Source organism: Solibacillus sp., from assembly GCF_040273735.1.
Classification (GTDB): Bacteria; Bacillota; Bacilli; order Bacillales_A; family Planococcaceae; genus Solibacillus.
Window position 1 is genome coordinate 73858 of record NZ_JBELZM010000015.1, and the last position, 26748, is coordinate 100605.

The 26748-nt window shown below is 39.2% G+C and carries 29 protein-coding genes and 3 tRNA genes; 11 read left to right on the forward strand and 21 right to left on the reverse strand.

The features are described from left to right. Window positions 1–126: 126 nt before the first annotated feature. The 7 genes from ABS917_RS14655 to ABS917_RS14685 all read right to left on the reverse strand — a co-directional run bounded on the left by ABS917_RS14655 (window position 127) and on the right by ABS917_RS14685 (window position 6276). A complete protein-coding gene (locus tag ABS917_RS14655; RefSeq protein WP_350479685.1) occupies window positions 127–498 on the reverse strand; it encodes a DNA polymerase III subunit delta in 372 nt (123 codons plus the stop codon). Window positions 499–608: 110 nt separating this feature from the next. Next, entirely contained in the window at window positions 609–1397 is a 789-nt protein-coding gene (locus tag ABS917_RS14660; RefSeq protein WP_350479686.1) for an HAD family hydrolase, read from the reverse strand. Window positions 1398–1520: 123 nt separating this feature from the next. Continuing rightward, the gene (locus tag ABS917_RS14665; RefSeq protein WP_350479687.1) at window positions 1521–1766 is read right to left on the reverse strand and encodes a DUF3006 domain-containing protein; all 246 of its coding nucleotides are present in this window, start codon (window positions 1764–1766) and stop codon (window positions 1521–1523) included. Next, a complete protein-coding gene (locus ABS917_RS14670; protein WP_350479689.1) occupies window positions 1753–2949 on the reverse strand; it encodes an MBL fold metallo-hydrolase in 1197 nt (398 codons plus the stop codon). Before ABS917_RS14670 ends, ABS917_RS14665 begins: the two co-directional genes overlap by 14 nt. A 140-nt stretch (window positions 2950–3089) precedes the next feature. Beyond that, window positions 3090–4592: a coproporphyrinogen III oxidase gene (locus tag ABS917_RS14675; protein WP_350479690.1), complete on the reverse strand. Its 1503-nt coding sequence runs from the start codon at window positions 4590–4592 to the stop codon at window positions 3090–3092. A 171-nt stretch (window positions 4593–4763) separates the two neighbouring features. Next, a complete protein-coding gene (locus ABS917_RS14680; RefSeq protein WP_065216702.1) occupies window positions 4764–5108 on the reverse strand; it encodes a YlbF/YmcA family competence regulator in 345 nt (114 codons plus the stop codon). 22 nt (window positions 5109–5130) lie between these two features. Beyond that, complete coding sequence (locus tag ABS917_RS14685; RefSeq protein WP_350479691.1) at window positions 5131–6276, reverse strand: DUF445 family protein; 1146 nt, start codon at window positions 6274–6276, stop codon at window positions 5131–5133. 108 nt (window positions 6277–6384) lie between these two features. Between ABS917_RS14685 and ABS917_RS14690 the strand changes: the two genes are divergently transcribed. Together ABS917_RS14690 and ABS917_RS14695 are read left to right on the forward strand one after the other, a co-directional pair. Further along, the gene (locus ABS917_RS14690; RefSeq protein ID WP_008406488.1) at window positions 6385–6594 is read left to right on the forward strand and encodes a YheE family protein; all 210 of its coding nucleotides are present in this window, start codon (window positions 6385–6387) and stop codon (window positions 6592–6594) included. Between the two features lie 418 nt (window positions 6595–7012). After that, a complete protein-coding gene (locus ABS917_RS14695; protein ID WP_350479715.1) occupies window positions 7013–8323 on the forward strand; it encodes a hemolysin family protein in 1311 nt (436 codons plus the stop codon). A gap of 116 nt (window positions 8324–8439) precedes the next feature. Here the strand turns inward: ABS917_RS14695 and ABS917_RS14700 are convergent, their stop codons facing one another. The 3 genes from ABS917_RS14700 to ABS917_RS14710 form a co-directional block, all read right to left on the reverse strand. Beyond that, window positions 8440–9087, reverse strand: a complete 648-nt coding sequence (locus tag ABS917_RS14700) for a response regulator transcription factor (RefSeq protein ID WP_350479692.1) — start codon at window positions 9085–9087, stop codon at window positions 8440–8442. Window positions 9088–9097: 10 nt separating this feature from the next. Continuing rightward, window positions 9098–10210: a GAF domain-containing sensor histidine kinase gene (locus ABS917_RS14705; protein WP_350479694.1), complete on the reverse strand. Its 1113-nt coding sequence runs from the start codon at window positions 10208–10210 to the stop codon at window positions 9098–9100. Between the two features lie 134 nt (window positions 10211–10344). Continuing rightward, window positions 10345–11886, reverse strand: coding sequence for a GNAT family N-acetyltransferase (locus ABS917_RS14710; protein ID WP_350479695.1), 1542 nt, complete (start codon window positions 11884–11886; stop codon window positions 10345–10347). Window positions 11887–12038: 152 nt separating this feature from the next. On the opposite strand from ABS917_RS14710, the gene ABS917_RS14715 reads away from it, so the two are divergent. From ABS917_RS14715 to ABS917_RS14725, 3 genes are read left to right on the forward strand one after another with little or no spacing between them, the layout of a single operon-like run. Then, window positions 12039–12464, forward strand: a complete 426-nt coding sequence (locus ABS917_RS14715) for a disulfide oxidoreductase (protein ID WP_350479696.1) — start codon at window positions 12039–12041, stop codon at window positions 12462–12464. 1 nt (window position 12465) lies between these two features. Next, window positions 12466–12933 (forward strand): thioredoxin family protein, encoded by a 468-nt coding sequence (locus ABS917_RS14720; RefSeq protein ID WP_350479697.1) that lies wholly within the window; start codon window positions 12466–12468, stop codon window positions 12931–12933. Between the two features lie 57 nt (window positions 12934–12990). Next, on the forward strand, window positions 12991–13824 hold the full coding sequence (locus tag ABS917_RS14725) for an RluA family pseudouridine synthase (RefSeq protein ID WP_350479698.1): 834 nt from the start codon (window positions 12991–12993) through the stop codon (window positions 13822–13824). A gap of 39 nt (window positions 13825–13863) precedes the next feature. Here ABS917_RS14725 and ABS917_RS14730 read toward each other — a convergent pair whose 3' ends face one another. Next, entirely contained in the window at window positions 13864–14412 is a 549-nt protein-coding gene (locus ABS917_RS14730; protein WP_350479699.1) for an acyl dehydratase, read from the reverse strand. A gap of 29 nt (window positions 14413–14441) precedes the next feature. Further along, complete coding sequence (locus ABS917_RS14735) at window positions 14442–15272, reverse strand: aldo/keto reductase (protein ID WP_350479701.1); 831 nt, start codon at window positions 15270–15272, stop codon at window positions 14442–14444. A 189-nt stretch (window positions 15273–15461) separates the two neighbouring features. Here ABS917_RS14735 and ABS917_RS14740 point away from each other — a divergent pair, with 189 nt between their 5' ends. After that, window positions 15462–17075, forward strand: a complete 1614-nt coding sequence (locus ABS917_RS14740) for a long-chain fatty acid--CoA ligase (RefSeq protein WP_350479703.1) — start codon at window positions 15462–15464, stop codon at window positions 17073–17075. 45 nt (window positions 17076–17120) lie between these two features. On the opposite strand, the gene ABS917_RS14745 is transcribed toward ABS917_RS14740, so the two are convergent. Further along, a complete protein-coding gene (locus ABS917_RS14745) occupies window positions 17121–17285 on the reverse strand; it encodes a multidrug ABC transporter ATPase (protein WP_350479704.1) in 165 nt (54 codons plus the stop codon). Window positions 17286–17654: 369 nt separating this feature from the next. On the opposite strand from ABS917_RS14745, the gene ABS917_RS14750 reads away from it, so the two are divergent. Continuing rightward, the gene (locus tag ABS917_RS14750) at window positions 17655–18542 is read left to right on the forward strand and encodes a VOC family protein (RefSeq protein WP_350479705.1); all 888 of its coding nucleotides are present in this window, start codon (window positions 17655–17657) and stop codon (window positions 18540–18542) included. 108 nt (window positions 18543–18650) lie between these two features. Further along, entirely contained in the window at window positions 18651–19418 is a 768-nt protein-coding gene (locus ABS917_RS14755) for a sporulation protein (protein ID WP_350479706.1), read from the forward strand. Between the two features lie 38 nt (window positions 19419–19456). Here the strand turns inward: ABS917_RS14755 and trmL are convergent, their stop codons facing one another. Together trmL and queG are read right to left on the reverse strand one after the other, a co-directional pair. Then, window positions 19457–19930 carry a tRNA (uridine(34)/cytosine(34)/5-carboxymethylaminomethyluridine(34)-2'-O)-methyltransferase TrmL gene (gene trmL / locus ABS917_RS14760; protein ID WP_350479707.1) on the reverse strand — a complete coding sequence of 158 codons (474 nt, stop codon included), beginning with the start codon at window positions 19928–19930 and terminating at the stop codon, window positions 19457–19459. A 16-nt stretch (window positions 19931–19946) separates the two neighbouring features. Next, on the reverse strand, window positions 19947–21080 hold the full coding sequence (gene queG / locus ABS917_RS14765; RefSeq protein ID WP_350479708.1) for a tRNA epoxyqueuosine(34) reductase QueG: 1134 nt from the start codon (window positions 21078–21080) through the stop codon (window positions 19947–19949). A gap of 96 nt (window positions 21081–21176) precedes the next feature. Between queG and ABS917_RS14770 the strand changes: the two genes are divergently transcribed. Together ABS917_RS14770 and ABS917_RS14775 are read left to right on the forward strand one after the other, a co-directional pair. After that, window positions 21177–21866 carry a B3/B4 domain-containing protein gene (locus ABS917_RS14770; RefSeq protein WP_350479709.1) on the forward strand — a complete coding sequence of 230 codons (690 nt, stop codon included), beginning with the start codon at window positions 21177–21179 and terminating at the stop codon, window positions 21864–21866. A 13-nt stretch (window positions 21867–21879) separates the two neighbouring features. Then, entirely contained in the window at window positions 21880–22389 is a 510-nt protein-coding gene (locus ABS917_RS14775; RefSeq protein WP_350479710.1) for a DIP1984 family protein, read from the forward strand. A gap of 232 nt (window positions 22390–22621) precedes the next feature. Here ABS917_RS14775 and ABS917_RS14780 read toward each other — a convergent pair whose 3' ends face one another. Then, a complete protein-coding gene (locus ABS917_RS14780) occupies window positions 22622–23533 on the reverse strand; it encodes a S66 peptidase family protein (RefSeq protein WP_350479711.1) in 912 nt (303 codons plus the stop codon). A 128-nt stretch (window positions 23534–23661) separates the two neighbouring features. Between ABS917_RS14780 and ABS917_RS14785 the strand changes: the two genes are divergently transcribed. Continuing rightward, window positions 23662–24540: a DMT family transporter gene (locus tag ABS917_RS14785; RefSeq protein ID WP_350479712.1), complete on the forward strand. Its 879-nt coding sequence runs from the start codon at window positions 23662–23664 to the stop codon at window positions 24538–24540. 37 nt (window positions 24541–24577) lie between these two features. Here ABS917_RS14785 and nagB read toward each other — a convergent pair whose 3' ends face one another. The 5 genes from nagB to ABS917_RS14810 all read right to left on the reverse strand — a co-directional run bounded on the left by nagB (window position 24578) and on the right by ABS917_RS14810 (window position 26667). Next, the gene (nagB, locus tag ABS917_RS14790) at window positions 24578–25309 is read right to left on the reverse strand and encodes a glucosamine-6-phosphate deaminase (RefSeq protein ID WP_350479713.1); all 732 of its coding nucleotides are present in this window, start codon (window positions 25307–25309) and stop codon (window positions 24578–24580) included. Window positions 25310–25681: 372 nt separating this feature from the next. Further along, on the reverse strand, window positions 25682–26230 hold the full coding sequence (locus ABS917_RS14795; protein ID WP_350479714.1) for a hypothetical protein: 549 nt from the start codon (window positions 26228–26230) through the stop codon (window positions 25682–25684). Between the two features lie 158 nt (window positions 26231–26388). Then, window positions 26389–26469 (reverse strand) — tRNA-Leu (locus ABS917_RS14800). 44 nt (window positions 26470–26513) lie between these two features. Next, window positions 26514–26587: transfer RNA gene (locus ABS917_RS14805), tRNA-Cys, on the reverse strand. A gap of 5 nt (window positions 26588–26592) precedes the next feature. Beyond that, window positions 26593–26667 (reverse strand) — tRNA-Gly (locus tag ABS917_RS14810). Window positions 26668–26748: the final 81 nt, after the last annotated feature.

Consider the following 26748-nt stretch of genomic DNA (forward strand, 5'->3'; position numbering starts at 1 on the left):
AACTGCCGATGCATTGGATGAGGTGCTTGCAACCCTTCAAAAACAGGGCTATGAATTTGTAACTGTTTCCGAACTGTTAGGAAAATAAATGAAAGGACCTGGTGTATGTTACACCAGGTCCATAATTTACAATGCTTTTAGCTGTAAAAAAGATAAATACTCATTTATCAAAATAGAGTCCGTTTCAAATAGTGGCAATGTCACAATGTCCGTAGTTTGCGCTACCCCTAATGCTGCAATCGCAACGAAAAATAAGACACCAACTGCAATAAATGCTGACAGTATACGATGTGCTCCTTGCATTTCCGGATTGGCCTGTCTTCTGTTTTTACTGCGTACAAGGCTGAAGAATCGGTTTTTGTTTTCAGGTAAATGAAGCACATGTTCACATGCCAAACAAAGGTATGCTGTATGATGATCAATCGTTACAGGATTGATCTGAACTGAATTGTGTGTGCGGCCGCAGTTTTCACAGCGACATATATTATTATTTACCATAGAAAAACCTCTTTCATCCCTTTCATACATTCATTATATCATGAATTTTTAGAAAATTCATTCTTTTAATATCAAAACGCACTTACTTAAAGTAAAGTGCGTCTGCTAGTTTATAATGTTTTCACTAACTGTAAAAATTCCGTAAGTGATGTTACTTCATATGTCGGGACAATTTCCGGATTGTGCGATTTACTTTCGCGGTTAATCCAAACGTTGCGCATACCGACACGAGATGATCCCAAAATATCGGTCATTAAATTATCGCCGACCATAATGGCTTCATCTTTCGTAACCTGAGCTTTTTCCATTACAAATTCGAAAATGGAAGCATCCGGTTTCCCTTTACCGAAATCACCTGAAATAATAATATGGTCAAAATACGGTACAATTTCCGGAGTAATCTCCAATTTTAAATTTTGTAAACTTGGTGCACCGTTTGTTAATAGCGCAAGCTCGTATTTCCCTTTTAATTCATCCAATACGGCAAATGTATCTTCATAGAAAAACGGTGCTTTTTTACGTTCTTCAACGAAACGCTCCCCAAGTTCTGCGCCTAATGCTGCATCTTCAATTCCAACTGCCGCCAAACCTTTTGTCCAAGCTTCAGCACGATAGGCAGGTACAATTTCTTTCATTTGCTGAAATTGCGGTGTCGGATCATCGAAAGTTCCCCAAAGACCTTCAAATGGGTTAATGCCGATCAAGACCGTGTAGTCATATGTAGGATAGCTTTCATAAAGACTGCGCGCTGCCGATCTTACCGCTTCTTCCAATGCCTGTGAATCGACGCTTTTTTTAGTCGCTGCATAGTCACATGTCTTTTCAAATGCAGTTTTTACTGAATGTTGATCGAATAATAAAGTATCGTCTAAATCGAAAATTATTGTTTTGATAGCCATTGTTACGCTCCTAAAATTAATATATGTACCCATATATTTTACCATACTAAAGCGTACATTTTCCGACACTTTTTGACTTTTCTAAATTTTTAAAGGCAAATATAATTAAGAAATAAAAGTCTTTTATTCCTTTTTTCTTAATTGCTGTAACAGATTATTGACACGCGTTTTTTGATTTTCGGTTTCTTCTTTCAGTAACTCAATCATATAATCAAACCCATCATCCTGAATGTTTACAATATCGCCTTCTTTTAGCTCTAATGGAATTTCAGCATGATGGATCAGAAGTTGTTCCGTTTCTTCCGGGCGTTTTAAAAAAATCGCATAATCTCCATCAAATCGGTCTAACGTGTATTTATTGTAGTTCACTTACAACTTCCCCTTTCGCATTGACTAATTGGGCTGCATCACCGCTGTTTAGCCATATTTGTCTTTTCGACCATTCCAGTGTGGCCGCACCTGCTTTTGCGTTGGGACCACTTGTAATCGAAAGCTTTTTCCCTGGCGCTAAATTAATATCCGGGAAATTAAATACTTGATTGCCTCCAACGGATATTAGTTCCCAACCTTCCAGATTAACCGCTTGATCACTACTATTCTGGATGACAACAATTTCTTCATGCACATCTTTGCTTATAATTTCTACTTTACCGCTCTTAGTTGAGGCTGGTGACGGTATCGAACTCGTTGCCCCAATACCTGTCCAATGTTGTGCATCTATGTCATATGTTACCCCATCTGTTGTAATCACAATCGTTCCGGCTTCTGCGGTACTATATATTTCACTGTTTACGTTTTGTAGTTTATCGATTACTTCTGCATGAGGGTGACCATACTTATTATCATGTCCATAGCTTAATATTGTAGCTAGTGGACTCACCGCTTCAACAAATTTTGGCGAACTGCTTGTATTCGATCCGTGATGGCCTGCTTTTAAAATGGTTGCCTGTACATTGGTTCCCTTTTGTAAAAGCTCCTGCTCTACACCATGGTCGGCATCCCCCATTAATAAGAACGAAATATTTTGGTATTCCGCGCGCAGTACAATTGAAGCGTCATTATTATCAGAAGCCGTTTCGTCTGCAGCAAGAACTTCTACAGTAAGGTTTTCTTCAAGCTGGAATTCATCGCCTGCTTCAGGAATCGTAAACTTAATATTTTTTGCTTGAATGAGACTTAGCATTTCTTCATATGTTTGAGACGTATGTACTTTTCCGGAATCGATAAATTCCTTTATTGAGATTGAATTCAGCACTGATATCAGTCCGCCGATATGATCGGCATCCGGATGTGTAGCGACTACATAATCCAACCGGTTGACTCCCTGTGCTTTTAAATAGGCCACAACTTCCTTACCGGCACCCTTTACGCCACCGTCAATAAGCATCGTTTTCCCGTTAGGTGCTTCGATGAAAATGGAATCTCCCTGTCCTACATCAATAAAGTGGACGGCCATTTCTTTTAGTGGTTCTTCGTATGTGTCTTCGGCTGTTTCTGTACATCCCGCTACGAATAGTAACGTGAACATTAACAGTCCTATTAATTTTTTCATTGCAACAAATCCTTTTCTTTTACTCTCTTACTAGTTTACACAAGTTGATCTCATTATAAAAATCTCTCCTTCGCAGAAAAACCAAATAGCACATGCCAATTGTCTGGCTGTGCTATTTGTCGATGTTTGAAGGTTAACAATTAAGAATATAGCTCATCTAAAATGGCGATTTTCTTGGCGATTGATTCTTCAAATGTCAGGATATATGCTGCTGGATCTTTCGGGTTGTGGAACTGTGTAATTTTTCCGGTCGTTGGATGTACGAACTTCGAGGAGGCCCCGCATCCGATACCTAAAATTGTTTGCACTTCTTCCATGATGACAATATTGTAGATCGACTCTTCTTCCGGTTTACAATAGCCGACGTTTTCCAGGTTTCCTAAAATATTTTTCTGGCGGTATAAGTAATATGGAACATAGCCGTTTTCAGCTGTCCATTCTGTTGCCATCTGCATCATTTTCCCGACTGTATCACGGTCGGCTACTTTATACTTATCTTTGTTTCGCGTCATTTCCGATGCACGCTTAAAGCTGAGCGTATGAACCGTTAAACTTTCAGGCTGCATTTTTGCTGATTCTGCTAATGAATGCTCGAATTCTTCAATACCTTCATTCGGCAAGCCGATAATCAAATCCATATTAATATTATTCATACCGGAATTGCGTGATAGCCAAAACTTCTCTACTGTTTCTTCAACAGTATGATGGCGACCAATAGCTTTTAATGTTTCTTGAGTATAGCTTTGCGGGTTAACGGAAATACGGTCAATGCCCCATTTTTTCAACACTTCGATTTTCTCTGGTGTAATTGTATCCGGACGCCCTGCTTCTACTGTAATTTCACGAATGGACTCGGGATTCGGGAAAGCATCGAACATTGTTTTATATAATGCATCCATTTCATGTGCCTCGATTGATGTCGGTGTGCCCCCGCCCCAGTAAATCGATGTAATGCGCATATTTTTTTCTGTCAGCCATTTGCCCATTTCACGTAGCTCAATGTGAAGACCATCGATAAATTTCTCTACGCGTCCTGCCTTACGATTTGATTGGATCGCATAGGCCGGGAATGTACAATAGGCACACATAGTCGGACAAAACGGAACCCCAATATAAATTGAAATTTCCTTTCCAAGCTCATCCAGATCAGGAATAACCGTAAGTTGTCGCTCAACAATCGCTTTCATCAATGCGATCTTCTGATCCGAAATTCGGTAATCCTCTTTTAGTACCGCGGCAATTTGCTCATCATTCATCCCAGCTTTACGATATTTATGATAAAGCTTTGTCGGACGGACTCCTGTTAAAATACCCCACTGCTGAGTCATACCGGAATATTGTTCAAGTACATCTAGCATGACATGCGACAATGCACGCTTCATTCGGATGTTTTGCTCTTTTTCCGTTCCTTCTGTCGCATACTTAATAGAATAGTCGCTCGTATATTCCTGTCCATCCACTTTTAGCTTAGCAAATGTGCAAATCGTAAAATTTTCATCGATAGACTTGTTAAATTCAATCGACATATCTGAACCGTCCTGATCGATCTGAATAACGGAATCCTCGTAAAATAAATTGGCTATATGATTAAGAACACGTGTCCAGTCTTCTTTGAATTGCTCATTAATATGAATCGTTTTCATGTTATTCTCTACCTTCTTATTGTAATAAATAAAAAATCTATCTCATTGTAACAAATATTAAGGTAGAAGAAAAAAAACATGTTTATTCTTAGTAAAATTAGTCCGGATACAAATGCCTTTAAAACGCCCTGAAATAAAAAAGAGCCACACAAAAGTGTGACCCCCTGAATCTTATAGTCCGTCGTACATTGCTTGGATTGGCTGTGTGATAATACGGTTAATTTCTTGAATTACTGCACTTAAAGCCATTTCCGCTTCCAGCATTGCTATAATTTTAGCATTCTGCTGAGCTAACTGTGCTGTTTTTTGTAAAAATACATATTCTTCTTCTGTAATTTCTTCACCAGCATTTTGTTTGTCCTGCATCTTTAATTGAACATCGCGGAAGTTTGTGAATAATACTTTAGCTTCTTCGTCTGCACGTACAGTTTCCACTGCGTTCTTTAAATTTTGAAACTCATCAGTCTTGCGGAATGTTGCTTCAAGTTTATTAATATCTTCGTAAATATTAATCATGTAATATTCCTACTTTCTCTTTTTAGTTCGTCAAAAAGACGATTAGCGCTTGAATGATCCCGACAAGACCACCAATAATGCCGCCCAGCCATGTGATTAATTTAAGCTCTTTACTAATAATTCCTAGTACAAGCTCTTCTAATTTGGCGATAGGGAAAGAATCTACTTGCTCTCGAACGACTTCCGCTAAATTCAAACGCTTCAGCACGTCTTCGATTTTTCCTTCTGCTGCAATAAATGTTTTATCCATCATTTTAGGTAGCAGATCATTTGTAGCCCAGTCTTTTCCTTGCGGCCAATAGTCATTAATCGTTTTATCCAGGCGTGCCTCCAATGCCAGTGCATTTTTTGCATAGCTTTGGATACTCGTTTCAATCGTATCAAAGTTTACATCATTCATAAAGTCCATTGCCGGACGATTTTTGATTTTTTCCCATTCTGTTGTAAAAATCCGATGTAAAAGTGCGGCTGTTCCTGGAGCTTTTAAAAACTTTATAAGCTCTCGCTGTACTTTATCAACGAGTGATGTCGAGTCTCCTAAAAACATTTGGATCATTCCGCCAAATGAACCTTTTGTCGATAAGAAGTCATCCAGCATGTTTTTGATTGTCATCGTACCTTCTGGCGACATAAAATAATCTTCGCCTTTTTGCAGTATCTGTACGACAGCCTCATCGATTTTCTGGTCCAGCACAGGCTCAAAATCATTCGGTAATAATTCCCGAATTGATTTTGTTGATAACGTATTTTTTACTTTATGGAATTGTAAGTGAATAAGTTCATCCACTTTCCCTTCCACTGTTTGCGGTAATTGTGTGAAACCAGCCAAACGAATCCAGTCATTAATTGTTTTTTCGTTAGTAAAAATTTCTTGCGCCACTTTATTTTGTGCAAAGGTTAATACATTTTCGCGTATTTCCTTTGATAAAAATTTTTTCTTAATTGTTTCGGGTGTCAGTAAATATTCCGAAACGGTTTTGCCTAACTGAATGGCCAAATCCTCACGGCGTTTAGGTATAAGCCCCGGTGTTAACGGCAGCTTCCATTTTTTAAAATAGATTGGTTTATAAGGTCTGAACAGCATTTTGATTGCCATATAGTTTGTCGCCGCACCAACGACAGCCCCTACAACACCAAGCAGGAATAATAGCGAAATAAATTCTCCCATTTTGCTCACTCTTTCTTCATCATGTGTATGTTCTATTATTAATTTCAAAAAAGAAAAATTGCAACAATGTACTACTTTCTTGTACGATAAAAATGGGAGGGAAGTTTCATGATTCAACATTTTAGCTATAAGCCATTATTTGAAAACAGTCAAATTCCGGGGTGGTCCATCCGCTTTTTCTATGAGCAAAAACGATATGTAGCGGAATATTATAAAGATGGAAGCATCAAATTCTTTGGGGAAAGTCCTGCTGAAGAACAGAAAGAACAGCTTGAGAAAATGATTCATGAGTTAATGCTCTTTCATGTTTACGAATAAAAAGGAAATGGGAGCAGTCGAATTTTCGATGCTCCCATTTTTTATGCGCGTTTCGAGTTAATCATAATTTAATAGCTGGCTGCAGGAAATTATAGTTGCTGGCGTTTGCTAATTTTCCTGCCTACTAAATTATCATTATCTACCATTTCACAGTAGCATAAATCTATTGAAATTTCAATTTTCTATTAATTTATCCACATCTGGTAAATCATTCATTTTTCTGAATATAGACATCAAATTCCATTCCAAATTTTTTCCTCAATTTTCAAATTCATAAATTGTTTTTTTTACGTAAATATTTTATGATTGTAGTATTAAAATTTTTTTAGGAGGTGTACTCTTTATTTGCCACGCTCATTTGCGCCGCAAATAGAGAATATAGTTGGACGTAGACATAGGAATCGAACTAACCATTAGGTTGATAGCATTTGCTATCTTAATTGCCGCTACGGCATTTTTTGTTGCAACTGAGTTTGCAATAGTTAAAGTAAGAACGACAAAAATCGATCAGCTCGTCGCAGAAGGAAATAAATCTGCGATACGGGCAAAAAAGGTAATTTCAAACCTTGATGAGTATTTATCTGCTTGTCAGCTCGGAATTACGATTACGGCATTAGGACTCGGATGGCTCGGAGAACCGACTTTCGAAATAATTCTTCATCCAGTATTTGAGTTCTTTAACTTAAGTGGTAATGTCACAACTGTTCTTTCATTTATTGTTGCCTTCTCACTCGTAACATTTATACACGTTGTCGTAGGGGAATTAGCACCAAAAACTCTCGCTATTCAAAAAGCAGAAGCAGTAACATTAAGGCTGTCCGGATTTTTAATACTGTTCCACAATATTATGTATCCTTTCATCCGTGCTTTAAACGGATCGGCACGTGGATTAACTGGACTTTTCGGCTTAAAAATGATTTCTGAATCTGAAGAAGCACACTCTGAAGAAGAGCTTCGCATGATTTTATCAGACAGCTTTAAAGGTGGGGAAATTAACCACTCGGAATACGAATATGTTAATAGTATTTTTGAGTTTTCTGATCGGATAGCGAAGGAGATAATGGTACCTCGAACTGAAATTATCAGTATTGAAAGAGGTCAAACGATTCGCGAAGTATTTGAAGTAATGGGCATTGAACAATATACACGATACCCTGTTACAGATGGGGACAAAGACCATGTCATTGGCCTTGTTAACATGAAGCATTTATTAACAGCCTATATTAAAGACGCTGCAAATGGCGATAAGCTTGTTGATGATTATATGCAACCGGTGATTCGAGTAATCGAAACAATTCCTATTAGTGATTTATTATTAAAAATTCAAAACGAACGTATTCATATGGCTATTTTAATGGATGAATACGGTGGTACTTCCGGTTTAGTAACAATTGAAGATATTATCGAGGAAATTATAGGTGATATTCAAGATGAGTTCGATGAAGATGAAATTCCGGAAATTCAGGAAATCGCTGAAGACCACTACATCTTTGACGCTAAAATGTTATTGCAGGAAATGAATGATATTTTAGGTACAACGATTGAAGATGAAGATATCGATACAATTGGTGGTTGGTTTATGACACAACGCTTTGATGTTCAAGAAGGCGATATAATTGAATCAGAAGGATATCAGTTCAAAGTAACGGAACTGGACGGTCACCACATTTTGTATATTGAAGTAACAAAACTTCCGCCGTCTGAAACGACAGAAGAAGAAATTCTTTAATTAATAAAACCTCACTTTTTTCCTACTGGAGAAAAAGTGAGGTTTTTAATTTATCGGATGTAACGACCTAATTATATTGAACATGTAAACATTCTTCTTATCTATTCTACCCTCATTTAGCTTTCATTCGTCTCAGTCAAATTATGTTTTACGGCATATAATGCCGCCTGAGTACGGTCCTGTACATGGAGCTTCGCAAAAATATTCGATATATGGGTTTTAACCGTTTTTTCCGTTACATATAACGAAGAAGCGATCTCCCTGTTGCTTTTACCCTTTGTCAGTTCTGCCAATACATCCTGTTCTCTCGGTGTCAGCGGATTTAAAATATGGGGCTTGTTCTCATCTTCGCGCAGCCCTTCTTCCAATTGCGTAGTCGCTTCCGGATGGATCGTATTTTCGCCGCGCATAATCTGACGGATCGATTCCACCAGATCATCCGGCTCGATATCTTTTAGCTGGTAGCCTGAAGCCCCTGCATCCATTGCCGGCAGCACATGGTCTTTATCCGAAAAGCTTGTCAGCATCAGTATTTTTATATGCGGCCAATTTTTTTTAATTTTCTTTGTTGCCTGAATGCCGTCCATTTCAGGCATGACGAGGTCCATTAAAACAATATCGGGAGAAAGTTGTTCAACAAGTTCCACTGCTTCTAATCCGTTTTTCGCTTCCCCTACAACTTCGATATCCTTTTGGGTTTTTAAAAAGAATAATAACCCTCGTCTTACTACATGATGGTCATCTGCTATTAGTACCCGTATCATCAAATCCCCCCTAGTATGGTAAACGGACAAGTAATTCTGTTCCTTTTCCAATTTCACTTACCCAATCCGCGGTTCCTCCAACTGCATGTGCCCTGTCAATAATCGATTGCATGCCGATTGATGGTATACGGCGATGCGCCTCCACATTAAATCCATGGCCTGCATCATTTACAACGAGTAATACATCGGTAGCTGTCACATTTACATATATTTCCACACTTTTAACACCCGCATGTTTCCGTACATTATTCAATGCTTCCTGAGTAATTCGGAAAAGCGTTTCCTCTACTCTTGAAGGGAATTGAATGACACCCGAAACATTGACCGTTAATTTCAGGCTCAGCATTTCCGCATACACTTTGATCGCTTCAATAAGTCCGCTTTCCAACCCTTTCGGACGGAGCTGCCAAATGAGTGCACGCATTTCCGTCAAAGCCTCCTGTGTAAGCTGCTGAATATCTTTAAATGTTTCTTTAATATCCTGCTCATTGCTCATCTCTACTCCAGCACGGGCTGTCAGTGTTACCGAAAAAAGAAGCTGGTTGACAGAATCATGTAAATCGCGCGCTAAACGGTTACGTTCCTGAACAAGCGCAATTTCCTGCTGTTCATTTGTTAAATAAATACGTTTAATCGCAGAACCCATCTGAAAGGCAACGGATTCAAGTAAATCCAGCTCCTCGTCCGAAAAGCGTACCGTATTTCTTGAAGCAACATTCAGCAAGCCGAAACGTTCCTGCCCTGATTGCAACGGTACAGTCGCATGGTGGGTGATTTCGTTATGGTCACCTACATTTGCTGCGATGGCACTTTCTATGCGCTGGCATTCAATAATATTCGAAGCTTTTTTTAATTCTTCATTACGGAAACGCGACACGCACCAGCATCCGCCCTTCTTTAAATAGTGGCAATCGTTATGACTCAGCGCATCCGGTAGATCCTGCTTCACGACAAGCTCGGATTTTCCTTTTTCATCGATAAAGAAAATCCAGCCTGTTTCGAATTTTGTCCCGCTTAAAAACTTCGACAGCGCACCATTCAGCATCGGAATCATCTCTGTTTCCTCGTTTAACAGCTCAGCAATTTCTTTTAATATGGCAATATTAGATTGGTCTTTTGTCATACTGGCTCTTCCTTTGCAACTTCACTTTTCTCTATCATACCATTTCAATTAAATAGAACGCACCGCTATCCCTCTCATACTTTTGAATGAAAAAAATCCTGCTATCTTTTACAATAGCAGAATTTCCCTGTTAGTTATTTTAAGTATTCCACGCGGTATACGTCATGGCGTCTGTCTTTAAGATGTTTCACGGTACCGTCTTGGCGTTGTCGTCGCAATATTTCCAGATCGACATCCCCGATCAATACCATCTCCAGGTTCGGACTCGTCTCTCCTACAATTCCATCCCGCGCAAATTCAAAATCGCTTGGTGCGAAAATGGCCGATTGCGCATATTGGATATCCATATTTTCCGTTTCAGGCAAGTTGCCGACCGTTCCGGAAATAACCGTGTAAATCTGATTTTCAATTGCACGTGACTGAGCACAATAGCGCACTCGTAAATAGCCTTGACGGTCTTCTGTACAAAACGGTGTGAAAATAATATTCGCGCCCATATCTGTCGCAATACGTGCAAGTTCCGGAAACTCGATATCATAGCAAATCTGAATTGCAATTTTACCGCAGTCTGTATCAAACACGCGGACTTTATCACCGTTACTGATTCCCCACCATTTCCGTTCATTTGGTGTAATGTGAATTTTATATTGTTTTTCAATCGTCCCGTCACGTCTGAATAAGTAGGCGATATTGTAAATTTCCTCGTCCTCTTCCTCAACAAAATGTGAACCGCCGATAATATTGACATTGTAGCGGACAGCCAGACTTGTAAACAGTTCGATATATTCAGGTGTATATTTCGTCAATTTACGGACAGCCTGTGACGGTGATTTTTCATTCAGGAAACTCATCAGCTGGGTCGTAAAAATTTCCGGAAAGACAACAAAATCCGATCCTGCATCAGACCCGACATCCACAAAGTATTCACACTGCTTCGCAAAGTCTTCGAAGGAATCGATCGCACGCATCATATACTGCACAACACAAATACGTACTGGATAGCTCGTCTTGAAATGACGCTTTGTCAGCGGTCGATAATCCACGTTGTTCCATTCCATTAATGTCGCATACTTGCCTGAAGCTGTATCGTCCGGTAAATAGTTTGGATTGATACGCATTAAAATAAAGCCGTTCATCATTTGGAATGTCAGCACCGGGTCATATATTTTATGGCGACTTACCGCATCCACATAATCACGTGGACTCATCTCATCCGAATGGACATGATAGTTTGGAATACGGCCGCCAATAATGATAGATTTCAAATTAAGTGTTCGCGCAAGATCTTTCCGCGCCTCATAAAGTCTTTGACCGACTTTCATACGGCGGTATTCCGGGTGCACCATTACTTCAATTCCATACAGATTATAGCCATCCGGATTGTGGTTTGTAATAAAGCCATTATCGGTAATATCATTCCATGTATGGCGGTCATCGTATTCATCGAAGTTAATGCGCAGACTTGAACAGGAGCCAATTACCTTCCCATCGAGCTCGGCAACCATCTGCCCTTCAGGGAAAATGGTTAAATGGCTGTATAGATGCGCTCGTTCCCACGGCTCCATGCCTGGAAAGCATATACGCTGTATTTCTAATATTGAGTCAATATCCTCTGTTGTCATATTACGGATAATCATTGGTTTTTCAAATTTGGACATATCTAATGAATCTGTCATGCAAAACTCCCCCTCCATATTTAACTTTCCTTTTAATAGCCTTTGATAAACGTAGTAATTTACTTTTTCTCGAATTCAAACTATAATCAATGAGAATCAATATGAAAAACTTCTGCTGATAGAAGTTAAAATTTGAATATCGAGGTAGCATTATGTCCAAAAAACTTGAAAATGCCTTGCTCATTATTTGGGTTGTATCGTTGACAGCAACGCTCGGATCATTGTATTTTTCTGAAATACGAGGCTACGAACCATGTACATTATGCTGGTACCAGCGCATTATAATGTACCCTATTGTGCTGATTTCAACGATTGCCTACATCCAGAAAAATGCAAAAATTGCATTAACAACAGCCGTGTTCTCTACAATTGGAGCGGCAACATCTCTTTATCATTATAGCCTGCAGAAGTTGGTTTTTATGCAGGATGCAGCACCTGCCTGCGGTCGTGTAGCATGTACCGGTCAGTATATTAACTGGTTAGGCTTTATTACGATCCCGTTTTTGGCGCTTACTGCCTTTGTTATTATTGCAGCAGCTAGTTTTTATATGTTAAAGGTTTTAAAGGGGGAGAAATAATTTGAAGAAGTTAGCGATTGTCGGTGCGGTTATTGTGCTATTATTCGCAGCAATTATTGTGCTGACAAACATGAAAAACAGTGAAAAACTAGAAAGCAATCCATACGGTACAGACAACCTGAGACAGTCTACAATTGATCTTCTTGACGATAAAAACTATCAAAATATCATCTTACCGGATGCACTAGCAGAGAAAATCGAGTCAGGAGACGGCGTTGTCGGCTATTTCTTCAGTCCCGAATGTTCTCACTGCCAAAACTACACTCCGAAACTTATGCCGATTGCGGACGAGCTGGATGTTCAAGTAGACCAATTAAACATTCTTGAGTTTGATGAATGGAATACTTATAATATCACATCAACACCAACACTTATTTACTTTGAAGACGGCAAAGAGGTTGCCCGCTTAGAAGGTGACGCGCCGGATGAAACAACGCGTCAATTCTTTAACGATGTTGTGTTAAAATAAGACTATATTCAAAATCGTGTTCTTTATGAGCACGATTTTTCATTTGGAGGAAAATTAATGTTCACATATATCATTCACGAAAACGGACAAACCGTTGAAGACCTTTTGCGCGAAAAGTGGCGCTTAGGCAAAAAGCTTGTTCACGAATTACGTATGGCCAAAGCGGTCACAATCGATGGAGAACCTATTATGTGGAAGGAGCCGTTCGAGAAAGGGACGAAAATTGAATTTGCATTTGATATTCCCGCTTCGAACTATATTCCAACGGACAGCTGTGATGTAAACATTCGCTATGAAGATGAGCATTGCCTAATTGTTTCAAAGCCTAAAGGAATGGCGACACACCCAAACGAACCAACAGACAATGACACATGCATGAATCATGTAATGCGTCACATTATGGACAATGGCGGGCATTATGCAGAGCACGTACACCGTTTGGATCAAGGGACAAACGGCTTACTGCTTGTCGCAAAGCATCCGATTGCTAAGTCCATTTTTGACCGTATGATCGAGGAAAAAACAATCGTCCGTACGTATGCCGCAGAAGTACAAGGCAATCTTCGTACAGACAGCGGTACAATCAACGCCGCCATCGGTAAAGACCGTCATCACAATACCCGCCGTGTCGTGTCACCTACTGGCCAGCATGCCGTGACACATTATGAAGTAGTGAATCGCTATAAAGGCACATGTGTTGTCCATGTTGTTCTCGAGACAGGACGTACACACCAAATCCGAGTGCATATGGCGCATTTAGGTCACCCGATTGTGGGCGATACAATGTACGGTGCACGTGAAACCGCATCAGGCGATTATGCATTGCACGCCATTCAGCTAGCATTTATGCACCCGTTTTTAGACGAGCAGATCATCGTTAAAGATAACTAATAAAAGGCGTCCGTATTTAAACTACGGACGCCCTTTTTCTTATCTTTTTTCACGCTCAATATATGTTACTTCATTCGCTCTTGAAAATTGATAAATCAAGCTTTTACCGGTTGAGTGCAATTCTTTTTCTTTAATTACAAACTGATCCCCTGTTTTTGTTGTAAATGTGATATCTCCCTTGTTACTGCCTACCACATATTCATAGACAACTTCATCCAGTTCTTCCCACCGATATTGTTGTTCCTCAAATAAATGATGTCGTTCCAATTCTGCCTCGCTAATCAACAAATAATTCTGAGTCGATAAATAACCGATGCCAACACTCAATATAAAGAGTAATAGGCCAATCAAATAACCTTTCATATTACGCCTGTATGCTAAAATCCACAGCATCACGATCAAAACAAAACATGACACAAGAACAAGTCTTAAATTAATCGGATTCGGAATAAACGTAGCGGTTGTATTATTATACTGAAAAAACTCCAACTGAAAAATCGGATGGAAAATCATAATAAAAGGTGCAACAACTACAATTGTTACTGCTGCCATCGAGAAAAACAAACTCGGTGAAAAGTTTTTAAACACAGTTTCACTCCCCCTAAGTAAAAACGATGTTAAAAATCAAAACTGAAATTATCCGGATCTTTCCCGAATCGTTCATTGCGGTTCAATGCATTTAACTGCTGCATTGTTTCATTCGTTAATTCGAAATGATACAGTTTACTATTTTCTTTAATGCGTGATGCTGTAACAGATTTAGGAATGATGATGACATCATTTTGTAAATGCCAACGTAAGATGATTTGAGCCGGTGATACATTATATTCATCTGCAATACGAATTATCTTTTCATCGTTTAATACATTTCCACGGCCTAGCGGTGACCACGCCGTTACCGCAATTTGCTGCTGTTCACAAAAAGCACGCAGCGGTTCTTGGGATAAATACGGGTGGGCTTCAATTTGGTTGACCATTGGCGCGACATTACATTTTGCCATAATTTCTTTTAAATGATGTTCATGATGATTGGATACCCCCGGTACACGGATAAGTTTCTCATCATACAAGCGCTCAATTGCACGGTACGTATCCACATATTTATGCTCGACCGGCCAATGTGTTAAATAAAGATCCACATAATCCATATCAAGCTTTCTCAATGATGTTTCAAATGCACGCAATGTATTGTCATAACCTTGGTCGCTATTCCAAACTTTAGTTGTCACGAAGATGTCCTCGCGCGGTACAGAAGAATGGCGAATTGCTTCCCCTACTTCTTCTTCATTGTAATAAAGGGCGGCTGTGTCGATTGCACGATAGCCTAAATCAAGCGCTGTTTCAATCGCCTGAAGTGTTTCGTCGCGGTCTGTCATTTTATAAACCCCTAAACCTAAATAAGGCATTTCTACGCCATTCATTAACTTTTTCGTTGATTGTAAATTCATATTGTTCACCTCTTACTTTTGATTGACTTTATTATAACATTCTAATAATTCACCGTTTATTATTCGCCACTATTTGTTAATAAAAACAATCTTGTTAACTTATTGTCTAGTATCCTCCTATTTACAGAATAATCCTCCAGCTTCCGGAGTATATATTATAATATATTCTCGTTGAGGAGCTGAAAAACTATGATGGATACACAACTAGTTTTGACTGGATTTTTGAAGCGTGCACAACGGTACTTCCCGAACAAACAAATTATCTCTCGTACAAGCCCTACTAAAACACATCGCATTACATTCAATGACTATGTAAAAAGAACGCACCGATTAGCGGATGCCCTGACAAAGCTGGGGATGAAACGTGGTACAAAAGTCGGGACATTTGCCTGGAATCATCACCGTCACCTTGAAGCATATTTTGCGATTCCGAGCAGCGGTGCCATTTTACACACGATTAACATCCGCCTTGCCCCTGAACATATTGTTTATATTATCAATCATGCCGAAGATGAAATTTTATTGATTGATAGCGACTTATTCCCGTTAGTCGAGCCTGCACTTGGCCACTTAAAAACGGTTAAGCATATTATCGTCATGGGTGATGAATTAAGCGTTCCACAATCCAGTTTCCCGAATGTATACAGCTACGAACAGCTTCTTCAGGAAGCGGATGAAAATTTCGAGTTCCCGACAGATCTGGATGAAAATCTCCCAGCTGGGATGTGCTACACTTCTGCAACGACAGGTATGCCAAAAGGTGTCGTCTATACACATCGAAGCATCGTGCTTCATAGCCTGGCACTTGGTCTTGCTGAATCTTTTGCAGTAAAAGAAAGTGACACTGCCCTCCCTGTTGTTCCGATGTTTCATGCAAATGCATGGGGCTTCCCGTTTGCTGCATTGAATTTCGGCTCCAATATCGTTTTACCAGGACCAATGATGACACCAAGTTTAATACTGGACTTGGTTGAACAAGAAAAGGTGACAATTACAGCAGGTGTCCCAACAATTTGGCTTGGCGCACTGGTTGAACAGGAAAAAAATCCTCGTGACCTTTCTTCTGTCCGTTTAATTATTTCAGGTGGTTCCGCATCACCAAAAGGCTTAATTCAGGCTTACAATGAAAAACTTGGTGTTCCGTACATCAACGCCTACGGTATGACGGAAACTTCACCGCTTGTAAGTATGTCGCATCTAACAAGCGATATGGATGACTATACAAAAGATGAACAGTTAAATATTCGTGTTTCACAAGGTTTGACGGTTTCCCTAATCGAAACAGAAGTTGTCAATGAAAATGGCCCTGTTCCATGGGATGGAAAAACAATGGGTGAACTACGTGTCCGCGGTCCATGGATAGCTTCTGAATACTACAATGATGAACGGACGAATGAAGCATTCCGAGACGGCTGGCTATATACAGGTGACATTGCTGTCTATACAAAAGAAGGCTATATCAAACTTACCGATCGTACGAAAGATCTTATTAAATCGGGCGGAGAATGGATTTCTTCCGTTGATCTGGAAAATGCCCTCATGTCACATCCGGCTGTTTTCGAGGCAGCCGTAATTGCGGTTCCGCATCCGAAGTGGCAAGAACGTCCGTTGGCATGTGTCGTTTTAAAAGAAGGTGCAACAGCATCTAAAGAAGAGCTTATCGAGTCAATTGAACTGGACTTTGCCAAATGGTGGCTTCCGGATGATGTCGTATTTTTAAATGAAATTCCAAAAACTTCTGTCGGCAAATTTTTAAAAGCTACACTACGTGAACAATTAAAAGACTATAAGGTTCAAATTTAACGAAAAAAAATGTGCACTGAAACTTAAATTTCAGTGCACATTTTTTTATTTCCCTTCTTCCTCTTCATCATCAAACTGCTGCGGATCTGAAATGCGTTCCGCTTCTTCCAATTGTCCGCCGTCTCGTAAGTTCTCCATTTGCTTCCCGAGTATTTTCAGCTCATCCATAGTATTAGCCATATTTCCGTTAACGATTTCTTCTCTTTTCATAAGCTATCCCTCCAAATTAATTTAGTATTATTTTTTTCCAATTTTGACTGATATATGTCATAAATAAAGTATTCATTCAAATAATTTATGCTATACTGAAAAAAGAGATAATTAAAACATGAGGAGGATTCTTCCATGAAATTACTTTTAATTCTTGGTGTCAGCATATCGTTTTTAGTAGCTATTTTCACAGCTGGCTATGATAGCAAACCATTCCCAAAAGAAAGATAATTCCACTAGCTTTCCGGTAAAAGACAATCGTTAATTAGCGATTGTCTTTTTCATTTGACTTTTATTGTTGCATATTTTATATTAGTTACATAAAGTAAGTTGATTATAAAAAATAACCATCAAGGGAGATCATATAATATGGCTACACATTTCCATAAAAAACCTAATCTATACCCAGCTCATGTTCAATTAAAAGTTTCTAACTTAGTACGTTCGATCGAATACTACACAACTGTTATCGGCTTTAAAGTATTACAGCAAACAGAAACGGAAGCATACTTAACAGCAGACGGACAAACAAGCTTAGTATCACTAATTGAAGTACAAAATGCTCAGCCACTTAAACAAGGCTTTGCAGGTTTATACCACTTAGCATTACTATTACCCTCTCGCAAGGACTTAGGAAACATCGTACAGCATTTTGTTAATCTGAATGTTCGAATCGGTGCTGCAGACCATGATGTTTCAGAAGCGCTTTACTTGAACGATCCAGATGGAAACGGAATCGAAATTTATATCGACCGTCATGAATCGGAATGGACTTGGAATCAGGACGAACAAGTACATATGGTGACAGAACAGCTGAATTTCCAGCCAATTTTAGCAGCTGCAGACGGCAATTGGAACGGCTTGCCTGCTGATACTGTTATGGGGCATGTACACTTATCCGTAGTAAATCTGGACAAATCGGAGCAGTTTTATACAAATGTATTGGATTATAATGTTGTTACGCGTTACGGTGCACAGGCGCTGTTCGTATCAACAGGGAAATATCACCACCATTTCGGATTAAACACTTGGAACAGCAACAACGGCAATAAACCAACAAACGATATGGTCGGCTTAAAATCCTTTACGGTTGTGTTAAAGGATGCAGAGTATGCTGAAAAAGTAAAACAAAGCCTGACAAATAACGGCTTCATCGTCGAAAACTTTGCAGAAGCACCAGCACACGGTGGTACTCAGTTATTTTCAACGGTTGATCCAAATGGTTTACGTATCGTATTTACATTAGACGGTGAATAATTACTGGTAACCTAAAGCAAGAGCCCGAAAAATTTTTCGGGCTCTTTTTGAAACTTTATTTTCTATCCTACGTATACATAATTAATTACAATTAACGGAGGAATTCATTTGTCACTATTTAATAAAGTTTTAGCAAGTGTTGGTATAGGAGCTGCAAAAGTTGATACAAAATTACACAAATCAACTTACACGTTGAATGAAAATATTTCAGGTGTTGTAGAAATCATCGGGGGTAGCACGGAACAGCAAATTGATGCAATCTATCTAACACTTCACACAAACTTTATCCGCGAAATCGATGATAAAAAGATTAAAGATGAAGCGGTACTGCACAAATACAAATTAAATGAGCCATTCACAATTCAGGCAGACGAAAAACGCCAAATTCCATTTTCATTCTCCCTGCCCCCTGTTGTTCCCGTAACGACCGGCAACTCGCGTGTATGGATTCAAACAGGCTTAGATATTAAAAATGCTGTAGACCCTAAAGATAAAGACTTTATCGAGATTCAGCCGACTCGTCTTGCGAACGGTGTGTTAACAGCCATTCAAAACATGGGCTTCCGGTTGCGTAAAGTAGATAACGAACAAGCCCCTTCCTATTTGCGCCGACAAACACCGATTGTACAGGAATTTGAGTTTACACCGACAAACAACACGTATCGCCGGTATCTAGACGAACTAGAAGTTGTCTTTTTACATCAATCACCAAACTCAGTCGAAATCTTATTACAAGTAGACCGACGTGCCCGCGGGCTTGGAGGGTTTTTATCCGAAGCGCTCGATATGGATGAAAGCTTCATCCGTCTCACATTATCCGAACACGATAATATCCAGGCAAAGCTTGAGCAAGTGATTAAAACGAAGATGAAATAATAACAAGGCAAGAAGCGATTAATGCTTCTTGCCTTGTTTTATTTTAACCCTGGATAGTTTTGTTGTCTTAGTACTTCGTAAATAACAATTGCCGCTGTATTTGATAAATTCAGTGAGCGGATATGGTCACTTTGCGGTATGCGCAGACACATATCGGCACGTTGTTTTGCAAATTCTTTTGGCAAGCCTGTTGTTTCTCTTCCGAACATAAAGTATAAGTCTCGTTCTGAATTGCTGAAATCATGTGTCGTAAATGGCTCTTCACTATATGTCTCAATTAAATACACATCGCCATTTTTACTGTACTCGATAAAATCTTCTAAAGAATCATGATAAACGACATTCACATGTTCCCAATAATCCAATCCAGCACGCTTTAGCATTTTGTCATCTGTTGAAAAGCCTAAAGGACGGATTAAATGTAATGATGTATTCGTTCCAGCACAAGTGCGGGCAATGTTGCCTGTATTTGCTGGGATTTCTGGTTGATATAATACGATATGGTTTGGCACTTCTGATCCTTCTCTCTCAATGATTTAACATTGCCAGCCCTTTTTCAATCTCGGCCAGCACTTCTTCATCCTGCTCTCTTTTTCTGGCAGCCAATAAAATATCCTCTGCCCCGTCTGTTCCGATTTTTCCGATTGCCCATGCAGCCGTCCCTCTTAATACAGGACGTTCATCTTTTTGCAATACTTGAACTAAATCAGGCAGTGCGGCTTCTTCTTTAAAGTGTGCAAGCGCTAAAATGGCGTTACGCTGAATCGGCTTTTTACCGCGCCATGAACCGGATACATGTCCAAACTTTGCTTTAAATTCCTTATTGGAAATCGATAAAAGGGGCTGAAGTAACGGTTTTGCGATTTCAGGATCCGGCGTGAATTCATCATGAATCCAGTTTAGCTTTCCTTTATTCTTCGGACACACCGTTTGACATGTATCACAGCCATACAAACGGTTTCCGATTTTGGCACGAAACTCATCCGGCAGAAATCCTTTTGTCTGAGTTAAAAAGGCAATGCAACGCTGTGAGTTCAGCTGCCCTGGTGCGACGATAGCTCCTGTTGGACATACATCGATACATAATGTACAGTCACCGCATTCGTCTTCCATCGGTATATCTGGAGCAAAAGGGATATTCGTAATGATTTCGCCTAAATAGACGTACGAACCAAATTCAGGTGTAATAATAGAGCAATTTTTGGCGCTCCAGCCGATTCCTGCTCGTTCTGCAACCGCACGATCTACTAGTTCCCCGGTATCGACCATTGATTTCACCTTTACATTCGGCACACGTTCTTGCAGCCAAGCTTCAATGAGCTGCAGACGTTCCCGAACCGCTGTATGATAATCGATGCCCCATGAAGCACGGCAAAATATGCCGCGACGCTCCCCTTTTTTTCCTTGCGGGGCATCTTGCATGCGTGAAGGATACGCAATGGCAATCGCAATAATGCTTTCTGCTTCATCTAATAATTTTAAAGGCTCTGTACGCAGCTCTATATTTGCTTCTTCAAAGCCTGATTGGTATGCTAATTGTTGCTGACGACGTAGACGATTCTTCAATTCATGAAACGGAGCAGCGGTCGTAAATCCGATTTTATCAACACCAATAGATGCTGCATATTTCACTAAATCTTCTTGAAGTTGATGAACTTTCATTTCACATGCTCCTTTCAAATGATACAATAAATTTATATTTATTTTTGTATTACATATTTTAGTATTTCTTAAAAACAATGTAAGAAGGTGTTCTACATGAATATTTTAATAAATGAAGCTCTTTTTTCTGTAAATGAACAATTAAAAATTGGCCTTATCCATTATAGCAAAATTATCGTTGAAGAATCTCCTCAAATGATTAAAGGACGCACACAACTTTATCAGGAAAATCTGTATTTGGAATTACAGGAAACACCTGTGACAGAACGACCTGGCATTAAAGAATGGCGCCAGCTTTGGAAGTCTTTCGGCGGTGATCCGAACCGGTACCGTCACTCTGCGGAAAGTTTAATGCGACGTATCGCTAAACAGCAATATTTAGTACCGTTCCATTCGGCTGTTGATTTAAACAACTTCTTTTCACTTCAATACGAGATTCCTGTTGGCATATATGATTTAGATGTTATTGAAGGAGATATGAAAATTGAAGTAGGCAGTGTGTCGACAGGCTATGAAGGAATCAATGGCCGCTTTAATTCATTGGAGAATATCATCCATTCAAAAGATGCGCTCGGCCCATTCGGCAGCCCCTTTGTTGATTCAAAAAGAACGGCAGTTACAGAAGCTACGACAAATGCGCTGCAAATCTTTTATTTACGCCCTTCTCTTAGTGAAAAGGAAGCAACTGAACTATTGAGCAGTGCAGCAAACATGTTTACGCAAATTAGCGGTGGCGAATATGAAGTACATATTCTATCAAAGAAAAATTCAAAAGTTCATTTTTAAGGAGTGGAATCATTTGAGTATTAACTTAGCTGAGGCAGTAAAACTAAAAAGTATCATTACGAAGAGAATTCAGGAACGCACAATGCAAGTACATTCCTTAACACATGTCATCATTGAGAAAGGTGAACAGCCAAAAGCCCCTGACTATTCTCTTGAAATGCTTGAAGCAGAGCTAAAAGAGCTTCGTTATGATTCACGTAAGCTTGATGCCCTAATCTACCGTGCTAACATCGACAATACTGTTGTATTTAAAGATGAGGAAATGCCTATTGTCGAAGCAATTGAACTGGCGAGCCAATTACGCGCAGAAGCACAATTTTGTAAAAACCTTGGTTCTGAAGAGAAAGAAGCTTTTTACCATAATTCCGGTGATGCAATGCTTTACCGCGTAGCATTGTATGATCCAATGACATATCGAAACCGTGCAAACGAGCTTGAAAAGGAAGCACATCGCCTATCCAATTTAATTAATGCCAAAAACTATCAAGTAGAAATAGAATTTGATGACAGCAATTACTTCTAAACCTAGGGCGGTGAGACTCCAAACTGGGTAGTAACGAGCGATTTATGCTTCGGCATTCCCAACAACTGGTTAAACCAATAACTCTTTACCGTTTACACTGTTACCTTTCACTCATAACCAACCATAGTAAAGGCTAACACAAACTTTTAGAGTATTTTTGCTCGCTCGTTATTAAAAGACACCTGCTCACAATTTGTGAAAAGGTGTCTTTGCTTTTAATTACATATAATTCTTACTCTACACCCGGTAAAATTCTTAATGCCTTTTCATCTGCATCCAAAATTACGTCCACACCTAATGGGATTGCAATATTAGGTTCGCAGTGGCCAATTTTAAACCCAGCTAACACAGGTTTGTTAAATGGCTTCAAATACCCTTCTATGACCTTCAATACATCTTCATAGCTGTATGTATCATCCGGCATATTAAAGTCTGCTATAACAAACCCTGCTGCAAGCTCCAGCTTTCTTGAAAGACGCAGCTGATTCAGCATTAAATCAATTTGCTCAATTGTTTCCCCTAAATCTTCAAGTAGTAAAATTTTATTGCGCACATCAATTTCAAATTTAGTTCCAAGCGTACTGACAATACGGTTTAAATTTCCGCCTGTCAACTCGCCGCGTACAACTCCCGGTACAACTGTCGTAAGAGGTGAAATGCTTTCCGTATACTGAATTTCAATCGGTTGGAACAGCTGTTGGAGCATCTTTTTAGAAAGAGTATCCAACTCCCCTTTTGGACTGGACAGCATTGGGCCATGGAATGTCACTAAATTTGCAAACTCGTTTACTTGAGTATGTAAAGTCGTCACATCGGAAAAGCCCCAAATAATTTTCGGATTTTCCTCGATTAAAGGATAGCTTATTTTATCGATTATTCTTGAGATCCCATAGCCGCCCTTCACTAAAAAGACTGCCTTCACTTCAGGATCAACAATCATTTGATGGAAGTCTTTTATCCGCTCTTCGTCGGAACCTGCCAAATAGCCTTCATATGCCTGTACCGTATTACCAAGCTTATATTTTAAACCTAGCTCTTCTAAAAACGCTAATTTATCCCCCAGTGATTCTATATTAAGCGGACTACTTAAATTAACTAATCCTACTGTATCGCCATGCTGTAATCTTGCTGGTCGAATTTTCATGTTAATGACCTCCTTTTACTTCTGTCGCTATTGTATCATAGCGTTTTATGTAAAGCGCATTGCAAATTTCATGTGGTTGTCCCTATAATAGATAAAATTATTTTTCCAATATAAGGAGATGTACAATAATGAAATTTCCACCACAGCTACTGCTCATTTTAGCTACTTTATTATGGGGCGGTAACTTTGTAATTGGACGAGCTGTTTCTGGGGATATTCCTCCGATTACTCTTGCTTTTTTACGATGGATTGTCGCCTTTCTCGTATTTTTCCCTATCGCATACAAACGTACGAAACAAGAATGGCCAGCGGTGAGACAACATTGGGGTGCCGTCATTATTTTAGCACTTACAGGAGTTGCTGCATTCAATACGCTTGTTTACATCGGTTTGCATTATACAACGTCCATCAATGCATCATTAATGAATTCATCAACACCGATTATTATATACATACTGAGCTTCATCTTTTTAAAGGAACGTTTAACAAAATTCCAGATGTTCGGCACGCTGCTGTCTTTAGCCGGAGTACTCTTTATTATATCCGGGGGTTCATTACAGAGCCTGCTTTCATTTTCATTCAACAAAGGGGACTTAATCGTATTAATTGCGGTAGTGTGCTGGAGTGTCTATTCATTACTCATTAAAAAGTACGCAGGAAAGCTGCCGGGTTATTCAACGTTTTTAGTGACTATCGCAATCGGAGCTATCATGTTACTGCCGTTCACAGTATATGAACTACTTACAACGTCACAAGCAATCGTATGGAACACCTCGACAATTGGGGCGATTATTTATGTAGGGATCATTGCTTCAATTATTGCCTTTTTAAGCTGGAACACTGGCGTTGTCTCATTAGGTGCAAACAATGCAGGAATCTACCTAAACTTCATTCCACTATTCGCTACAATCTTTGCCGTGCTGTTTTTAAATGAGCAACTCCTTCTTGCTCAAGTAATCGGTGGGATCGCTGTTATTGCAGGGGTTTTTATTTCAACGATAAAATAATATAAAAAGGAGTGCACATTGTATGCACTCCTTTATTTTATTTTACATCTGTATAAATAACGGTTACATCCGGATGGTTGTGCAGAGCGCTTGCCGGGAAATCTTCTGTTACTATACCGCTGCGCAAACGATTAAATGCCTCTTGTTTTGATGCACCTGAAATTAATAATACAATCCTTTTAGAACTCAAAATTGTCTTGATACCCATTGTAATGGCATGTGTCGGCACATCATCAATTGAATCAAAATAAACTTGATTCGCTTCACGTGTAGATGGGGCAAGCTTTACAATATTTGTACCTAAATCGAAAGGAGTTCCCGGTTCATTAAAACCGATATGTCCATTCATGCCAATTCCCAAAAGCTGGATATCAATATTTCCCGTAGCCTTAATCATCGCATCATATTCAGCTGCGGCTTTTTCTAAATCCGATTTATTGCCTGCTGGTAAATTAATGTTTTCACGTTTCATATCGATATGATTAAACAGATTATAGTCCATATAGTAATGATAGCTCGCTTCATTTGACGGATTAATACCGGTATATTCATCCAAATTAAAGGACTTTGCCTGTGCAAAAGAGATCTCGCCAGCCTTGTATGCTGCTACCAGCTCTTTATAAAAGCCTTCCGGAGTACCTCCAGTAGCCATTCCAAATACCGTTGCACTATTCTTTTTTAATTGATCTTTAAAAATTGTTGCGGCAATTTTACTCATATCATCATAGTTCGCCGCTTCAATCCATTTAAAGTTTGTTGCTACATTCATTTGTTTAATTCCCTACTTCCTCACACTAAAATACATTGTTATCATCTAAATAATATTTGCTGTGTTTTATCTTCCTTACATTATAATGTTCATTCTATAGTAAATATTTTTAAGAAGCTAGAAAAAAACGTATTATTCCCTATAAAAAAGTACGTACTGAAGCGTATATGTAATTTACTTATCTTTCACTATTTTAAATATGAAAAACGGAGAAATCATATGAATTTCTTGAATAACATTATTATACTTTTACACACAAAAAAGCTCCCTTTTTACAATAAAGCTTAAATTGTAAACTATATCAAACCCCGGCTTAATTGTATCAGGGAGACTTCTTCAATGAACTAATACTTGCTTAAAATTTAATTATTACTAAGGAAGTCTATAAAGGATTGTTGCTGCTGCACCATTTGGAAATGCTCCACTTGATGTTGTTACTCTTACAGATAATAAGGTACATCTATTTACAGGATAATTTGCTGCAGTTGTACCACAACAATTGCGTGTTGTAGCATTATTTGGACCTGTAACTGTTGCAATAACTCCAGTTGATACTGGATCATCAAAACCACAAGTTTGGCTGATTACAATCTCTGCAGATGCTACTTCCCCTGCTGTTAATATATTATCCCTAATATTGAAAACCAATCCTGTAATAATTGCATTTTCAGGAATTACGACTGTATTTCTTGTAAACTGTGCAGAAGCTGTGCCCAAGCCCATAAACTGCCCATTTGGTATTGATTGGTCAGTTGCTAAATATATTTCTCCTGTTCTTTGAACCTGCCCACCATTTCCGTTATGTGGCATATTTTTTTTGCATGGCACTTTAAATCTGTAATAACAATCGTCTTTATCACAATCGCACTTAACATAATTGTTCATGTTTGAATTATTACTATTACACCCTACGCAACCCAATTTATTCACCCCCTATTTTTACTACAATATTCTAAGGGGGATTGAAGAAATAGACATTTATACTATACTCCAAATAAATTACTGAAAGTATAAAATAAAAAACCCTCAAAGCCTAATTTAAAGGCTTTGAGGGTTTTTTATCTGTTGTATTGAACTGATACCGAGTGTGGGACTTGAACCCACACGCCTCGCGGCAACGGATTTTGAGTCCGTCGTGTCTGCCATTCCACCAACTCGGCAAATTAAGGTAAAAAAAAATCGGGTTTTCCGATTTAATAAAATATGGAGGCGGCAACCGGATTTGAACCGGTGATAAAGGTGTTGCAGACCTGTGCCTTACCACTTGGCTATGCCGCCATATTTGGAGCGGAAGACGAGGTTCGAACTCGCGACCCCCACCTTGGCAAGGTGGTGTTCTACCACTGAACTACTTCCGCAAATAAAAAAATGGCTGGGGTACCTGGATTCGAACCAGGGCATGACGGAATCAAAATCCGTTGCCTTACCGCTTGGCTATA

What these genes read in the sequence shown, in the direction of transcription:
- ABS917_RS14655 (WP_350479685.1), bottom strand. Translation starts at nt 498, where the DNA reads ATGGTAAATAATAATATATGTCGCTGTGAAAACTGCGGCCGCACACAC.
- ABS917_RS14660 (WP_350479686.1), bottom strand. Translation starts at nt 1,397, where the DNA reads ATGGCTATCAAAACAATAATTTTCGATTTAGACGATACTTTATTATTC.
- ABS917_RS14670 (WP_350479689.1), bottom strand. Translation starts at nt 2,949, where the DNA reads ATGAAAAAATTAATAGGACTGTTAATGTTCACGTTACTATTCGTAGCG.
- ABS917_RS14675 (WP_350479690.1), bottom strand. Translation starts at nt 4,592, where the DNA reads ATGAAAACGATTCATATTAATGAGCAATTCAAAGAAGACTGGACACGT.
- ABS917_RS14680 (WP_065216702.1), bottom strand. Translation starts at nt 5,108, where the DNA reads ATGATTAATATTTACGAAGATATTAATAAACTTGAAGCAACATTCCGC.
- ABS917_RS14685 (WP_350479691.1), bottom strand. Translation starts at nt 6,276, where the DNA reads ATGGGAGAATTTATTTCGCTATTATTCCTGCTTGGTGTTGTAGGGGCT.
- ABS917_RS14690 (WP_008406488.1), top strand. Translation starts at nt 6,385, where the DNA reads ATGATTCAACATTTTAGCTATAAGCCATTATTTGAAAACAGTCAAATT.
- ABS917_RS14700 (WP_350479692.1), bottom strand. Translation starts at nt 9,087, where the DNA reads ATGATACGGGTACTAATAGCAGATGACCATCATGTAGTAAGACGAGGG.
- ABS917_RS14705 (WP_350479694.1), bottom strand. Translation starts at nt 10,210, where the DNA reads ATGACAAAAGACCAATCTAATATTGCCATATTAAAAGAAATTGCTGAG.
- ABS917_RS14710 (WP_350479695.1), bottom strand. Translation starts at nt 11,886, where the DNA reads ATGACAGATTCATTAGATATGTCCAAATTTGAAAAACCAATGATTATC.
- ABS917_RS14715 (WP_350479696.1), top strand. Translation starts at nt 12,039, where the DNA reads ATGTCCAAAAAACTTGAAAATGCCTTGCTCATTATTTGGGTTGTATCG.
- ABS917_RS14725 (WP_350479698.1), top strand. Translation starts at nt 12,991, where the DNA reads ATGTTCACATATATCATTCACGAAAACGGACAAACCGTTGAAGACCTT.
- ABS917_RS14735 (WP_350479701.1), bottom strand. Translation starts at nt 15,272, where the DNA reads ATGAATTTACAATCAACGAAAAAGTTAATGAATGGCGTAGAAATGCCT.
- ABS917_RS14740 (WP_350479703.1), top strand. Translation starts at nt 15,462, where the DNA reads ATGATGGATACACAACTAGTTTTGACTGGATTTTTGAAGCGTGCACAA.
- ABS917_RS14745 (WP_350479704.1), bottom strand. Translation starts at nt 17,285, where the DNA reads ATGAAAAGAGAAGAAATCGTTAACGGAAATATGGCTAATACTATGGAT.
- ABS917_RS14750 (WP_350479705.1), top strand. Translation starts at nt 17,655, where the DNA reads ATGGCTACACATTTCCATAAAAAACCTAATCTATACCCAGCTCATGTT.
- queG (WP_350479708.1), bottom strand. Translation starts at nt 21,080, where the DNA reads ATGAAAGTTCATCAACTTCAAGAAGATTTAGTGAAATATGCAGCATCT.
- ABS917_RS14770 (WP_350479709.1), top strand. Translation starts at nt 21,177, where the DNA reads ATGAATATTTTAATAAATGAAGCTCTTTTTTCTGTAAATGAACAATTA.
- ABS917_RS14780 (WP_350479711.1), bottom strand. Translation starts at nt 23,533, where the DNA reads ATGAAAATTCGACCAGCAAGATTACAGCATGGCGATACAGTAGGATTA.
- ABS917_RS14785 (WP_350479712.1), top strand. Translation starts at nt 23,662, where the DNA reads ATGAAATTTCCACCACAGCTACTGCTCATTTTAGCTACTTTATTATGG.
- nagB (WP_350479713.1), bottom strand. Translation starts at nt 25,309, where the DNA reads ATGAATGTAGCAACAAACTTTAAATGGATTGAAGCGGCGAACTATGAT.